Source organism: Tangfeifania sp., from assembly GCF_055108615.1.
The window spans coordinates 1-13,984 of sequence record NZ_JBSQIC010000025.1; the positions used below are offsets into that span (position 1 = coordinate 1).

Sequence of the window (13,984 nt, forward strand, 5' to 3'; positions counted from 1 at the left end):
GGAACATTTGTCCAAATTCCAGCCCGATGTAACTTCCTCCGACAATTACCAGGTGTTCCGGCAATTCTTCAAGCTGAAGTATGGTCTCGTTGGTAAGGTAGTCCAACTTCTCAAATGGTTCGGGAATAACTGGTCTGGCCCCGGTGTTGATATAAATTTCAGATGCCGTAAGTTCTTCCCGGTTCACCGAAACTGTTTTTTCTCCCGTAAACTGTGCTTCACCTTTAAAAAAAATGATGTTATCTTCCTTCTCCACACCGGAACTTATCCCGTCAACCGATTCCTGCACGATTTCATCCTTGCGGCTTTTTATTTTCTTTAAGTCGGCAGATGCTCCATCGGGGATATTTATTCCCAGTGCCGCACCGTTTTTAGCATCCCAAATACGGCGGGCGCTGGCCACATAAGCTTTCGTGGGGGTGCATCCGTCGTTGACACACGTTCCGCCAAATTTGTCTTTTTCAATAAAAGCTACTTTATTTCCTTCGGCGGCCAGTTTAAATGCCAGTGGTGTGCCGGCCTGACCTGAACCGATAATAATTGCATCAAATTTTTTCATTTCTGTTTTATTTCGTTTTTGAATTATTTCCAAAAGTATTGTTAAAATCGATAATTGCCCCAATGCACGAAGCATGCACAAAACTCTGGGGAATATTTCCGAGCATGGTATCTGAATCCGGGTCGGCTTCCTCGGCAAACAGCCCCAGGTCATTTTGGTATTTTAATGCAGCATCGATGTACCTTTTACTTTTCTCCCTATTTTTCCGCATGATCCAGTACTGGGCCATCCAGAAATTGGCAGCGAGAAAAGCGCCTTCTTTTTTCTCGTCGAACAGCAGCAGGTTCCGGTAAACCAAATCGTTTTTGCTGAAATCCTTTTCCAGTTCTTTTACGGTCTGCACCATTTCGGGGGTGTCGGCCGGGCAGTAATCCCATTCGGGGAAAAGCGTTGCGGTGATATCCACTTCCTCACTTCCGGCAAACACGGCATAACTCCCTGAGTTGGTGATGCATTCATTTTTTACAAAATGCCTAATGGCTTTTGCAGCTTCCAGCCAGCGTTTCTTTTGGGATTCATCGTCGGAATATTCCGAAATAAATTCCAGCGCCACCGCCATAATCACTTTGCTCGAGGTAAACTGCCGGGCAATGTCCTCTTCCCAGATGCCGTAATCGTCCTGCTGCCAGTTTGCTGCCAGGAAATCCGCAATTTCTTCAACTACTTTCCAGTGGTCGCGCGTATTTGTATTACCGTATATCAGCTTGGCCGCCAGCAGAATATTGCTTCCTGCATCGAGCTGCAACTGCTCATTTGCATTATTGCCAACGCGAACAGGCCGGCTGTCCAGGTACCCCGAAAAATCAAGATAACTTTCGGCAGGAGCTGCTTTTTTGGTTACGGTAACAAAAGGTGTGGTGGAGTAATCTTTCAAATTTCCCCTCGCAGAACAGATAAAATCGAGAAAACGTTTTTCATCTTCGCTGTTGATTTTGGCCCGTGTAAGCGCACTGACAATCATAGACGCATCGCGTAGCCATACGTACCGGTAATCGTAATTCCGTTCGCCTCCGGGAACCTCGGGCAGCGAGGTGGTGAGAGCGGCAATAATTCCCCCGGATTCCTCGTGGGTTACCTGTCTGATGGTTCTCAGTGAATCCAGCATCTCTTTTTTGTAAGGGCCTTCATAACTAAAATCGGAATTCAATTTCTCCCAGGATTTTTGCGTTTTTTGCAGCGAACCTTTTAATTGCCGGTCGTCTTCAAATTTCATTTGTTTATCGGTCAGAACAGCCCAACCCTTTTCATTTGCAGGAATTTCGAATGTTATTTTTTCTTCTTCCACTTTTACCGGATGAGAAATCATCAGGAAAAAGGTATCGTTAATACTGACAGTGGTATCGTTTATCCTGCAGATTTTTATTTCTTCCTGACCATAACCGGGCACCGGGATTAAACTGTTTTCTATCGGTTTTGATGAAGCCGAAAACATCCTGCAGATTCCTGAAAAGTCATCATCTAACGGCATCCAGTCGGTTAATGTGAAAGCATCGTTTTCTGCAGTAAAACGTGTTTCCAGAATACTGCTGTTTTCAATGTATTGTCTTTCTGCTTCATAGTTTTTGGGCAGGTTGACCGACCAGACTCCTCCTTTTTCGCTATCTAACAAAGAAGCAAAAAGCGAAGGACTGTCGAATTGCCCGGGGCAATACCAGCAAATATCGCCGTTTTTAGCTACTATTGCGCCACTGCGTCTGTCACTTATTACTCCAAGATCTCTTATTTTGTAGGTCATGTAAATCTGTTATAAGTTATTAATTTCCCGCTGCGAGGTAAGGATATAACGTCATTCCGCCGTCGACAAACAAGGTAGTGCCGGTTACATAATCCGACTCATCGGAAGCGAGCCACACGGCGGCACCGGCAATATCTTCCGGATCGCCAACCCGTCCGTAGGGAATCGACTGCTCCAGTTCATCCCACGATTCTTTGTTGATAGGCGTTTTAATGGCTCCCGGTCCAATGCTGTTGACACGGATTTTATGGGCAGCCACTTCCACAGCCATCGACTTCATCAGCAGCATAATTCCGCCTTTCGATGCCGCGTAGTTGGCGCGGCCCTTCCAGGGAATGCGTTCGTGCACCGAGCTGATGCAAATAATTTTGCCGGCTGCCACCGAGATGTTTTCATCAATTTCCTGTTTTTTAAATTCCCTTATGGCCTCGCGGGAGCATAAAAAATATCCTGTGAGGTTTACATCAATTACATTTTGCCATTCATCGAGTGTCATTTCGTCGATGGCGGCATCCTTTTGTATGCCAGCGTTATTTACCAGAATATCCAGCCGGCCAAAGGTTTCAATGGTTTTGCTGAACATCTCTTTCACCTGGCCTTCCTTGCTTACATCTGCTTTGAATTTCATGGCTTTGCCGCCCGCCTTTTTTGCGGCATCCGCCACCTTTTGTGCTTCATCCGCATCTGCTATGTAATTGACAACCACATTTGCTCCTTCTCGGGCCAGTTCTATGGCAATTGCTTTCCCGATGCCCGATTCGGCACCGGTAACAATTGCAGTTTGATTTTGTAGTCGTTTTTTGTTGAAACTATTCATGATTAATTTTTTTGTTTAGAAGAATCGAACATTGTACCACAACTGTAATCAATATCTTAGAACAAGTCTGCATTTCAGCGATGCCGCGTGGTTGGAGAATGATAGTTCCCGGATATTAGAATGAGTATTTTTTTGAGAGTGAGAAGAATTTCCACATTTGGGCAATGCGATCAACAGAAGTTTTCCGATAGAATTTGTTTTGAAGTTTAATCGAAAAATCTGCCAATAGTGTTAATACGACAGTATTATTCAGTTCAAAGATTCAATCATTTTGGGAATAAAGTTTTTGGGGTTTTTACAATACCGATTCTGGTTATACTGTAATCTGTATACGTGCCGATATATCCGTCAGCCAAAAACATTGTTCTGCCGAAACGGTTACCCAGGGCTTTCCGCTTTTCACCCAGTAGCCATCAGGATGCTGTCCGTTTAATACAGCTTTAATTACCGGTTGTGCCAGGTTCAGAAACCGTTGGTCTCCGGTAACTGAATACAAAGCCGTGCATCCCGGCGCCACTTTAGCGGCCCAGATAGTGGATAGCGCTTTTTCACCGGCCATCTCAAGGAGATCAGCATATTTTTCAGCCAATGGTAAAATTTTGTTGTCAAACGTTTCCATGTACCGGGCCAGAAAATAGCAGGCTGCTCCCAAAAAGTAGTAACACTCTTCCTCGTTTCCAATATAAATGACGTATTCTTTCGGTTCGGCATTTTCGGGAATTGTTTTTATCAGCAAGCCGTCGTGAGCCATCCGCAGCCAGAATTTGTTGTTTTCAATTTTTTGGTTAGTTAGTTTTTCAAAAAAGGGAAGAATAGAATCGATAGAATCGGCCAGTTCCTTTTTATCCAATCCATTAATTGAAGGGCTTCTTGCTTTTTGCCACGGGCAATTAGTGCCAGCGGCCATTTATAGTTTTTTAACGGGTTGGTAATTTCACGATTATACAGGTTTTCTTCAGCAATGTAGCGCAGCATCCAGGCTTCGGTGCGTGCGGCAGCTTTTTCAGCAGTGGTTTTTAGTTGGTTTTGGTTCATTACAAAAAAATTATTTCAACTCCTGCAAAATACAAAGTATTATCTTGCAGAAGCTGAAATAAATTTCTCAAAATTTTTCCTGATTTATCTCAAATGTAAATCTTTTAGAAAAGGCTCTATGTTAAAGCTAAGTGTGTATTTACCTTTTCAAATCTACACTCTCAAACATAAGATGCAAAAATCCATGGCCTGTACCGGGAACAGGACTCATATCCCCCTCCAAATCCTGGGGTGGCAGAATAACATGTGTTTCTACTTTGTCCGGGCTCAAATCAGACATATCTTCATTCACATTTGTAATTAAATTCAAATTTTCATCTCTTACTTTACCAGTAACCATAATATGGATCAATCGGTTCTTGGCTATTATATTATCATTCCCATCTTTTAAATCAGCCGTTCCCCAAAGGGTAATGTATGAAGTCAGTTTAGGCATCAGGCCATTACCAATCCCGGTATTTCCATGCATGACCTTATTTTGTCCAACTCCTCCGAAGAAAGTATGGTCGCCGCTACCTTCCTCTTTATGTATAACATTTATGTTTTCAATCGTAAATGTTTCGCCGTTTTGCCTTTTGTATGTGAGGTGAAATTGCAATACGGCATCTTTCGAATTCTCAGAATCATCTTCTGTCAGGTCTCTTACATGGAGCTTATAAGAACCTGCACCTATTCCAATTCTATTGGAGAATGGGGTAGGTGACATTTCGGAATTAATGGCGGCAGGACCTGGAAGCACTTCATAAGCTAATTTCCAATCTCTTTCGCCTCCACCGAGCTTAACATTTTCAAACATCATGTGTAGAAATCCATGGGCTGTACCCGGAACAGGATTCATGTTGCCTTGCATATCCTGCGGCGGAAGTATAATATGTGTCTGGGCATTTTTGATATTATAATCCGAAGCGTCATCTTCAACACTGGTAATCAAATCAAGATTTTCATCACGTACGTCGGTGGAGGTCATGATATGTATAATTCTGTTGGAGGCAATAACTTCTCCTGTTGTCGCATTTTTCAAGTCGGTTTTTCCCCACAGCGTAATGTATGAAAGCAATTTTGGCATTAACGGGTTTCCAATTCCGGTATTTCCGTGCATCACTTTGTTCAGGCCAACTCCTCCAAAAAAGGTGTGATCGCCAGCTCCCAAAGGTTTGTGGATTACCCTTATTTCATCTATCAAATAAGTAGTTCCATCGCTTCCGGTAAACTTTATATTGACAGATTTTACTGCGTCTTTTGAATCTTGTGAATCTTCAGGAGTTAAGTCAGCGACTTCAAACTGATAGGATCCATTTGTTGTTTGGGTGTTGTTCGAAAACGGTGTCGGGGACATGTTGGGATTTATAGCTGCTGGCCCAGGAAGGACTTCATACACGAGCCCTGTTTCTGAACTTTCACTTTTAGTAAACTCTACCACTTCAGGGTAATTTGCTGAAGAGTAATTTTCAGGAAAAGTGCGTGATGCTTTTTTTAGCGCAACTTCCTGTTCATTGGGGATTAACGATTCCTGACAGGCGCTGATAAAAGCCACAACGCCAATTAATACTGCAAAACGTAATACTTTCAATTTTCTCATAACGAAATAATCTTTAAAATTTAGTAAATACGTTTTAATAGTCGCAGGACTTACACGTTCCTGACAAAAAAAGACAAAAAAATCTGATTTTTTTTAATGAATTTTCATGCTCCCTGTTTCGAAGGGCATTTCACCGTTCCGTATGAACAATACACGCAGCAATCGCCTGGTTTTGGACGCAATACGGTTTTGCTGTTTTCGCATTCATAAAAAAACTGACAGCCATCAGTGGGCATTTCTTCGGTTTTTTGGTGGCCGCAATTGGGGCAGGTCAGGGTAGAAAAGTATTTTATTGACACGCAAAAAATCTTAAAAAGTTAAATATCCGGTTAAATCAACTACATATAATAAGAGCAAACAAAGTGAAAAGGCAATGATTGGTGCAATGAGCCACATTACAAAAAATTGTTTCACCTGGGTTTTCCTGAAGATATTTTTTGCCCCCAGTTTTGCCACACCAATTCCCAGGATAGAAGCCACATTTAACTGCACCAGCGAAGTAGGTATTCCTTTTACTACCGAAGCAAACAATAAAAGACTTGCCGATACAACTGCAATGATTACAGCTTCGAATTTCCCGAAAAGGACAATTTCTTTTCCGGTGTTTTGAAGGATTTTATGACCAAAAATTGAGCTGCCTATTCCAAAACTAGGGGCAACTATTAGCGTAGTTAAAATCATTATCAGAACAAAATTAGAATCGGTATTCAGGTTTAACTCGTTAATCGTCATCGATGCAATAGGGCCAGCCGCATTGGCCACATTGTTTGAACCAATTGAAAAAGCAACATAAAGCGAAACAATTACCAAAATTGCGTTATAAACAGGTTTCAGATTTTCATTCTGGGCCCTGGGAAGCGTATATCCCCTTCTTCGCATGGGCCGGTAAATGTATTTTCCGATGAAAAAACTGATAAAATATGAAACTACGGGTAAAATAAACCAGGTGGGAATAATCTCAGTAAATAACTTTGAAGTGTTTAGCTCGTTGAAATAAAGTGCAGCAGCAGTTACCGAAAGCACAGTTGCCTGGCTTGTTGACTGGGGGATGCCTGCCAGGTTGGCTATCAGCAATGAAACAGCAACAGCAAATAAAACAACAGAAACCACTGAAAAAGTCATTAGTTCCGGGGCCAGCAAGTCTTTTCCTACCGTTGTGGCTGTTCCTTTGCCGGCAACAATCGCCCCCACAAAGACCATAATTCCAAATAAACCAGGGATCAAACTTTTACGAATAACATTTGCGCCGTAAGCTGCCGAAAATGAGGGGGCTGTTCCGCTTCCTCCCATAGTTATGGCAAGAAGCATCGCAATGATGAATGGAATTAGCAAATGATTCAACAGTGGCGAAACCATAATACTTTGTTTTGTTTCACGATTTTTCAGCTCAAATGTAAAAATTATTGGTCATAAATTTCACTTTCCGGGTGAAAAGCAAACCATGCAAAGGCAAAGTGGTTACCGTGCGACACCGGACGAATTTCCTTTCCCTTTAATTTCCCTGAAATACATTTTCCGGTAATGCTTCATACCGAGCCGGTTTCGTCGTCAGCAAACCCTTTTTTTGTTTTTTTGAAGGTGAGCAGCTTCTCCTCGATGCGCGGGTCGAAAACAGTAACCGAACCGATTTGTTTCGATTTGGAAATGTTGTTTTCATTCAGCGGCACAGCATGTTTTGTTGTGTCGGTTTTCCAGTTGAGCTCAACATTTCGCGGATTGTTCCGGGCATTCATAAAAAACGGTGTTAATAGGAGAAGGATACAAGTGAATGATTTCATTGTCATTGTTGTAGTTTTGAATTTTTCATTAGTGTTTAAGCGCCCTGGCGTGAGTATTTTTTTCTCTCGCAAAGCCGCTAAGTCGCAAAGTATATTATTTTTTCCCGCTGATTTCGCTAATTTTCGCTGATTTTTCTTTTGAAACCTTTATTCATTTCTGCGTTCATCCGCGCCATCCCAGCCTGCGTCTGGCAGGTGCGGGAAACTTCTTTTCTATTCTGAAATCCCTCCGTATTCAATTCCGGTTAAATAATACATGTCACGGTTAAAGTATGGCTGGCTGCTATTTTAAAACCTACCGGAATTCCTCCGGTTTGTTTTCTTACCTCATCGGCAAAATCAGCAAAATCTTTGGCAGTAAACAAATCGGGAAAAGCGGCAGGACTGATGGCCGGTTCGCCTTCTTTCAACCCTCTGACTTCAGCGATTTCACCAGTTACTTTATTTCCCGGAAGATGTCCGCCTGTACCGGTTTTTGCGCCTTGCCCGCCCTTAAAATGAAAGGCCTGTGCTTTTTTGACTTTGTCCCAGCTATACTAAAAACGGGATAAGTTTATACAATTAATGAAGTTTGAAGGTACACACTTTGGTTTATTCACAATAGTATGTTATTTACTTTTATCAGAAGTTACTGGATTTCTAAGTGGACTTCACCATCATTCGGTAAATCATTGGATCCGGGCTTACCAAAGTGGCGGTTTTGAATCACTTTGCCAGTATAATTACGGCACAAATAAAAGTGAGTTGGAAAAACATTCTGGCAGCATATTGAAATCTTTCACAGAACGCCCCCCTGCATAAAAAAAATCACCATTTTCACCCGACAATAATCACATTCATCACAGACTGCTTTCACTGGTACCGCATCACTTTAAAGTAACACTGATTATTGTATTTACCAATGTCATCTTAATTATTGCAGCTTTCGCGTGCAATAACTTTAAATTCAATGTAAACTACCTGTTTATCAGCTTTGTAATAATTGGCTTTGCCGTTTCTGCCATCCCTATGGTATTAATCAAAATCCGGAAAAAGAAAAAAGAATCGTGATTTACTCAAAACCAGCATCTTAAGTACACAGCAACTAATTTCTCATTTCACATTTTTTATCGGTACTTCTCCACCCTTTTATCATTTATCACGCCCTGCCAGTTCAGGCCGAAGGCAAAATCCCAGGTATTTTCTTCGGAGTCGGTGTAGGGTTCCATGTCGCGGGGTGTGTCCTCAAACTGTTCATCCACGGTACGCATGCAGGCCGGCATCTGGAACGGCAGCAGTCCGGAAGGCTCAAAAGCTCCCGAAATAATATCTAAAACGGCCTGGTCACTCACCCCAAAATGCACCAGAATGGCATCGGTGTTTTTTTCCAATTCCGCCATCACCGCCGGATTTGACACATCGATAACAGTTATCACCGGTTTTGCACCCATTTTAGCTTTGGTGTCATTTACCATTTTCTGGTCGTAGCTGTTGGCCGAAGTGCCCGTTTTCCCTTTGTACGAACGGTTGGTGAAATCCTCGAACGGACTCCCGCCGGCAAGGCTCACTTCGCGGGCGTGCGTGGCAACATAGGGTTCATATTGCAAATTGATGGGAACATAACCGTTGCCACCTTTTTCCAAATCTTCCAACGAATATCCGGTGCCGCCCTGCGGACTATCGATGAATACCAGCGCTGCATCGGCCTCTTCGGGTGAATCAACCCACTCAAAATATTTATTCACGATTTCAGGACTGGCTCCATCCTCCCATCTTTCGGGGGTTTCCACTCCAAACCAGTTGGTGGAAGCAGGAATAAATTTCTGAGGAACAAACACTTCTATCTGTTTTTCAAGCGGAAGGGCATCATCGTGATTTTTCAGCATCACCACAGACCTCAACTGGGCTTCGTATCCGGCTTTCATGAATTCCGGGTTACCAACAATTTCTTCCGTTTCGGCCACATCGAGGTACGGATTTTCAAACAATCCGACATGGAAAATATTCCGCAGCAACCGCACAGCCGATTTTTCAAACCGTTGGCGCATAAAATCTTCGCCGTGTTCTTCAACCCCCATTTTGTAAGCTTCCAGCACCGGTCCCATTTCGTTGTTTCCGCCAAACTGGTCCATTCCGGCCATCAGTGCTTTGTAATGCCGCCCGGCCACCGTCAGTTCTTCCACTCCCCAGCATTTCCCGCGAAACTCGTACACATTGGAAACATCCCCTGTAATTCCCCAATCGGTGCACAACACACCATCATAACCGTAAGTGCCGCGCAGCAAATCTTCAATAATAAATTTGCTGAAGGCGTTCCCCACATTTTCGCCATAAACCGTATCGATGTTCCACGAAATGGTGTAATACGGCATAACTGCAGAAGCTTTTTGAGTGGGACCATTCAAATCGAATGCGCCTTCGGTAAAAGGTTTCAGATGATCTTCAAAATTATCTCCCGGATAAACGGCATAAGCGCCGTAGCCAAAATGCCCGTCGCGTCCGCCTTCCTCAGGACCACCGCCCGGCCAGTGTTTTACCATTGCATTTACACTGTTGAAACCCCAGCCGCCGGAAATATGAGCATCACCTGTTGAAGTTTGAAATCCATCTACGTAGGCACGTGCCATGTCGGCCGCCAAATCAGGGTCTTCGCCCATCGTTCCGTCAAAACGGCTCCAGCGGGGCTCGGTGGCCAAATCGATTTGCGGCGAAAGTGCCGTGGCAATCCCCAGCGCGCGGTATTCCCGGGAGGCAATGTCGCCAAACTGCTGCATTAACTCCGGATCGAAAGAAGCTGCCAGGCCAAGTGTGCCGGGCCAGCGGGAAATATCGCCTCCTGCTCCGGCATTGTATTCGGCATACGAATCGCTGCCGTGGCGTGGGTCGGAACTGGTATTACCGGGAATTCCCAATTCAAGTCCTTCCACCAGCGCCTGCATGTTGTTGTTCCACTGCGCTGCAATTCCGGGCGACTGTACCGAAGTTATCAACACATGCCGCAGGTTGTCTTCGGTTAAAAACTGAATTTGCTGGTCGGTTAAATCACTTGGCTTAGCATCACTTTCACCAAGCGGTTTTCCGTTGTAAGTACCGCCGCCAAAACCTCTCCGGGTGCCGGCAGGTATCGACTGGTGACCACTGTAAAGCATCAGCCCGGCAATCTGTTCCACACTCATTTGCGCGGCCAAATCTTCTGCACGGGAATCCACATCCAGCCGCCAGTCTTCATAGGAATCCAATTCGTCGTTTCGGTTTAAATCTTTGAAAGCAAAACCTTTATCGGTGATGATTTTTACGCCCGATTCCGGCGAGTAACCCAATGTTTGGCCTCCTTCATTTTTCACCAGATTATAACCCTCTTTTGAAACTTCTTGCCACTTGGGGCCGCATCCTGCTATAAAAAGCAGCACTGCAGTATGCAAAAAAATATTTCTGAATGTGAATTGTTGAATTAAATTATTCATTCTCACAAGTTTTTTAGTTTAATTTTCAGCCAATTATGCACTGTAAAAGTTCTCGAGAAACACCAGTAGCTCAAGGTTGGGGATTTCAGTACAAACAATTTCCTCATCAAAGATAATAGCTTTTTTATTGGTAGGAGTACATGCTTCCCACAAAGTCGGGTCGTCTCCGTTTGGGTCGCCGTTTTTTGCAAAATTCACCCAGTATGATGACATGTTATCTGCCAGTTTATAATCCACCTCTTCCCAGGGACGGGGACTCATATTCAGGTTATTCACGCTAAAGGCACCAGCAGACTGTCCGCCGATGGTTACATTGTTCGGATCGCCACCGAATGCTTCAATATTTTTCTGAACTCACTCCAACGCAGCAATCTGATCAAGCAGACCATAATTTCCGGAGGCATTGTACGGAGCTTCCTCTGTTAGTTCAGGATGTGCTAAAAAACCGGGCATTCCCACCCGGTAGTTGATGGTGACAAAAACAACTCCTTTTTTAGCCATTTCCGTTCCGTCGTAAATGGGAACAGCTCCTGAACCGCTCGAGAAACCGCCGCCATAGATGTACACAAAAACCGGCCGGTTTTCACCAGGTTTTTCGGCACCTGTCCAAATGTTCAAATAGAGACAATCTTCGCTGATGGGTCCTTGTGGCGCAATAAATTCCTGTGTCCACATAGAAAACGGAGCGGGTGTCCGCTGCACCGTGCTGGCTGAAAATGTGATACACTCTTTCACTCCGTCCCACGATGCAACAGGCTGGGGAGCTTTCCAACGCAGTTCACCCACCGGAGGTGCAGCAAAAGGCACCCCACGAAAAACAGTGATCGCTTCATTGCTGAGGTATTCGCCGCTTACGTAACCATTTTTAGTTTTTACTTTTTCAAAAACCGGGATTTCCTGCTGACTTTCGCAACCATAAAAAAAGACTAAAAATGAAATAATTATTATGCAAATCAGCTGATAGTGTCTTTTCATAGGTGCAAAAATTAACGTTGATTCAATTTATCAAATTCACGTGTTGGCACCAATGCATCTGAAACTGTTCCTGCCTTGAAATCATCCTTAAGCGTCAGCGTTGCTTTTTCACGGATATCGCGAGAGGAAGCTCCTGCTTTGATTATGTAGTCTCCTGCTTCGGCCAGCCATGATGATGTAGATTCATCGAACGAGGCCAGGTCTTTTGTGTCAACTTTAAATTTCAACGTTTCGCTCTGTCCGGGTTTTAGCAATTTGGTTTTTCCAAACGCAACCAGTTCTTCTGCCGGTTTTTCAAGCTTACCCGATGGGGCACCTGCATAAATCTGAACCACTTCGCGACCGGCAACATCTCCCGTATTTTTCACTTTGACCGAAACTGTTACTTCACCGTCAAAGGTTTTGGAATTCAGTTTTAAGTTGCTGTATTCAAAATTGGTGTACGACAAACCGTAACCAAATTCATACGCCACAGGTTTTTTAAATGTATTGTAGTAGCGATATCCCACATAAATATCTTCGCCATAAACGACTTCCCAGGGAACGCGACGCATGAAAGAAAATCCTGACTGGTCGGGTGTATCGTCTGCTTCGCCTTCCTGTTCAATGGCATATCCCGGAAAATATTCAGAAGTTGGTGAATCCTCGTATTTTATCGGAAATGAAATGGCCAGTTTCCCTGAAGGATTGACAGAGCCCGAAATAATATCTACAATCGAATTCCCGGCTTCCTGCCCCGGTTGCCATGCACAAAGAATTGCATCGGGAATATCGCGCCAGCTGGCTGTTTCAACAACACCGGCAATGTTCAGGATCACAACAGCCTTTTTCCCTTTTTGGTGAAATGCTTCAGAAACAGTTTGAATCATTTCCTTTTCAGTTTCAGTAAGATAAAAATCGCCAGACTCGGCTTTACGGTCGCCACCTTCGCCGGCATTTCGGCCAATGGTAATCAGCACCACATCATTTTTTGCAGCCATTTTTGCAGCCAGTTCTTTCGAAACTTCCATTTCATCAACGGGTTCTATTGCTCCCATTAATGCGGCAATAGGATTGCTTGGCCTTTTATTTTTCGCCCTTTCAGCTTTGATATGTTCGGTATAAATTTCCGATAATTCACTATCAGGGATTAATCCGTTGTTGTTTAACCCATCGAACAATGAAACCGTGTAAGCCTCATTTACATCGCCGCTACCGGTTCCTCCTGAAATAATTTCAAGCGAGGTAGCTCCAAAAGTGGCGACCTTTTTAATTGAAGAATTTAATGGTGGTTTCCTGGTTGTTCATCACAAAATGTTTGACTGAAGTTCCCACGCCGTTCGACTGGATACCTTTCACCATGGCGGCTGCCATTTTTCCTGTTACCAGCGGATCTTCCGAAAAATATTCAAAGTTTCGGCCGCAAAGCGGATCGCGTTGTAAATTCATTCCCGGACCAAGAATAACATCCACGCCATATTCTTTTACCTCGTTTCCCATTGCTTTCCCAACTTTCTGCACCAAATCCGTGTCCCACGAAGAGGCGAGAACAGTGGCAATCGGGAAAGCAGTGCAGTAAAAAGTCCTATCTATATTTTTACGGGTAGGTGAAATGCGCAAGCCGGCAGGCCCGTCGGCCAGTACCTGGCTGGTAATGCCAATCTTCGGAAATTGGGCAGTAGTTCCCGCTGCACCCGGGACGAACTTGCGAATTTTATCTACCATCCGATTGTATGGTGTATCTTCACGATTGCCCCCACCAAACACGGATGGCATTTGTTCGCGAACAGAGTCCGGCATCTCAAAGTACATGCCCGTGCCAATTACAAGCTGTGCTTTTTGTTCCAGCGTCATAGAAGCAATGATCTCTTCCACTGTTTTTTTACTGGATTTTACCGTCTTAACCGCAAACAATTCAGTTGTAAGAAACGCAAAAACCGTAATTAAAACAAAAGAAGTTGAGAGTGAGAAAAACTTAATCTTCATTTTTTTCCTATTTAAAAAGTTTTATGGAATAACAATAATTCATTTCAAAGTTAAATCTATTGTGTAAAAGAGACACAATGATAGTTTTTTAAATTATA

The 13,984-nt window shown here is 43.7% G+C and carries 14 protein-coding genes and 2 pseudogenes; all 16 read right to left on the minus strand.

The window, feature by feature from the left end:
* Window positions 1-559, minus strand: a 559-nt coding sequence (locus ACTCNA_RS07560) for an FAD-dependent oxidoreductase (protein WP_462947297.1), incomplete at its 3' end; no start/stop codon positions are given.
* Between the two features lie 7 nt (window positions 560-566).
* On the minus strand, window positions 567-2,294 hold the full coding sequence (locus ACTCNA_RS07565; protein WP_462947298.1) for a glycoside hydrolase family 15 protein: 1,728 nt from the start codon (window positions 2,292-2,294) through the stop codon (window positions 567-569).
* 19 nt (window positions 2,295-2,313) lie between these two features.
* On the minus strand, window positions 2,314-3,111 hold the full coding sequence (locus tag ACTCNA_RS07570; RefSeq protein WP_462947299.1) for a glucose 1-dehydrogenase: 798 nt from the start codon (window positions 3,109-3,111) through the stop codon (window positions 2,314-2,316).
* A gap of 313 nt (window positions 3,112-3,424) precedes the next feature.
* Window positions 3,425-3,961: a hypothetical protein gene (locus ACTCNA_RS07575; RefSeq protein WP_462947300.1), complete on the minus strand. Its 537-nt coding sequence runs from the start codon at window positions 3,959-3,961 to the stop codon at window positions 3,425-3,427.
* The gene (locus ACTCNA_RS07580) at window positions 3,901-4,146 is read right to left on the minus strand and encodes a hypothetical protein (RefSeq protein WP_462947301.1); all 246 of its coding nucleotides are present in this window, start codon (window positions 4,144-4,146) and stop codon (window positions 3,901-3,903) included. The genes ACTCNA_RS07575 and ACTCNA_RS07580 overlap by 61 nt, the downstream gene beginning before the upstream one ends.
* A 139-nt stretch (window positions 4,147-4,285) precedes the next feature.
* Window positions 4,286-5,725, minus strand: a complete 1,440-nt coding sequence (locus ACTCNA_RS07585) for a hypothetical protein (protein ID WP_462947302.1) — start codon at window positions 5,723-5,725, stop codon at window positions 4,286-4,288.
* Between the two features lie 104 nt (window positions 5,726-5,829).
* Window positions 5,830-6,024: a GDCCVxC domain-containing (seleno)protein gene (locus ACTCNA_RS07590; protein ID WP_462947303.1), complete on the minus strand. Its 195-nt coding sequence runs from the start codon at window positions 6,022-6,024 to the stop codon at window positions 5,830-5,832.
* A gap of 10 nt (window positions 6,025-6,034) precedes the next feature.
* Window positions 6,035-7,081, minus strand: a complete 1,047-nt coding sequence (locus ACTCNA_RS07595) for an anion permease (RefSeq protein ID WP_462947304.1) — start codon at window positions 7,079-7,081, stop codon at window positions 6,035-6,037.
* A gap of 44 nt (window positions 7,082-7,125) precedes the next feature.
* The gene (locus ACTCNA_RS07600; RefSeq protein ID WP_462947330.1) at window positions 7,126-7,248 is read right to left on the minus strand and encodes a hypothetical protein; all 123 of its coding nucleotides are present in this window, start codon (window positions 7,246-7,248) and stop codon (window positions 7,126-7,128) included.
* 3 nt (window positions 7,249-7,251) lie between these two features.
* Window positions 7,252-7,458 (minus strand): hypothetical protein, encoded by a 207-nt coding sequence (locus tag ACTCNA_RS07605; protein ID WP_462947305.1) that lies wholly within the window; start codon window positions 7,456-7,458, stop codon window positions 7,252-7,254.
* Window positions 7,459-7,748: 290 nt separating this feature from the next.
* A pseudogene (locus ACTCNA_RS07610) lies at window positions 7,749-8,015 on the minus strand (glutamate synthase-related protein); the annotation flags it as partial.
* 594 nt (window positions 8,016-8,609) lie between these two features.
* Window positions 8,610-10,946, minus strand: a complete 2,337-nt coding sequence (locus tag ACTCNA_RS07615; protein ID WP_462947306.1) for a glycoside hydrolase family 3 protein — start codon at window positions 10,944-10,946, stop codon at window positions 8,610-8,612.
* Between the two features lie 33 nt (window positions 10,947-10,979).
* Complete coding sequence (locus ACTCNA_RS07620; protein WP_462947331.1) at window positions 10,980-11,207, minus strand: carboxylesterase family protein; 228 nt, start codon at window positions 11,205-11,207, stop codon at window positions 10,980-10,982.
* A pseudogene (locus ACTCNA_RS07625) lies at window positions 11,208-11,921 on the minus strand (carboxylesterase family protein); the annotation flags it as partial.
* 11 nt (window positions 11,922-11,932) lie between these two features.
* Complete coding sequence (locus tag ACTCNA_RS07630) at window positions 11,933-13,174, minus strand: glycoside hydrolase family 3 C-terminal domain-containing protein (RefSeq protein ID WP_462947332.1); 1,242 nt, start codon at window positions 13,172-13,174, stop codon at window positions 11,933-11,935.
* The gene (locus tag ACTCNA_RS07635; protein WP_462947307.1) at window positions 13,170-13,886 is read right to left on the minus strand and encodes a glycoside hydrolase family 3 N-terminal domain-containing protein; all 717 of its coding nucleotides are present in this window, start codon (window positions 13,884-13,886) and stop codon (window positions 13,170-13,172) included. Before ACTCNA_RS07635 ends, ACTCNA_RS07630 begins: the two co-directional genes overlap by 5 nt.
* Window positions 13,887-13,984 lie beyond the last annotated feature (98 nt).

Bases quoted from the DNA above. Each gene is read 5' to 3' on its own strand.
- ACTCNA_RS07565 (WP_462947298.1), bottom strand. From the start codon at position 2,294: ATGACCTACAAAATAAGAGATCTTGGAGTAATAAGTGACAGACGCAGT.
- ACTCNA_RS07570 (WP_462947299.1), bottom strand. From the start codon at position 3,111: ATGAATAGTTTCAACAAAAAACGACTACAAAATCAAACTGCAATTGTT.
- ACTCNA_RS07580 (WP_462947301.1), bottom strand. From the start codon at position 4,146: ATGAACCAAAACCAACTAAAAACCACTGCTGAAAAAGCTGCCGCACGC.
- ACTCNA_RS07585 (WP_462947302.1), bottom strand. From the start codon at position 5,725: ATGAGAAAATTGAAAGTATTACGTTTTGCAGTATTAATTGGCGTTGTG.
- ACTCNA_RS07595 (WP_462947304.1), bottom strand. From the start codon at position 7,081: ATGGTTTCGCCACTGTTGAATCATTTGCTAATTCCATTCATCATTGCG.
- ACTCNA_RS07605 (WP_462947305.1), bottom strand. From the start codon at position 7,458: ATGAATGCCCGGAACAATCCGCGAAATGTTGAGCTCAACTGGAAAACC.
- ACTCNA_RS07615 (WP_462947306.1), bottom strand. From the start codon at position 10,946: ATGAATAATTTAATTCAACAATTCACATTCAGAAATATTTTTTTGCAT.
- ACTCNA_RS07620 (WP_462947331.1), bottom strand. From the start codon at position 11,207: ATGAGTCCCCGTCCCTGGGAAGAGGTGGATTATAAACTGGCAGATAAC.
- ACTCNA_RS07635 (WP_462947307.1), bottom strand. From the start codon at position 13,886: ATGAAGATTAAGTTTTTCTCACTCTCAACTTCTTTTGTTTTAATTACG.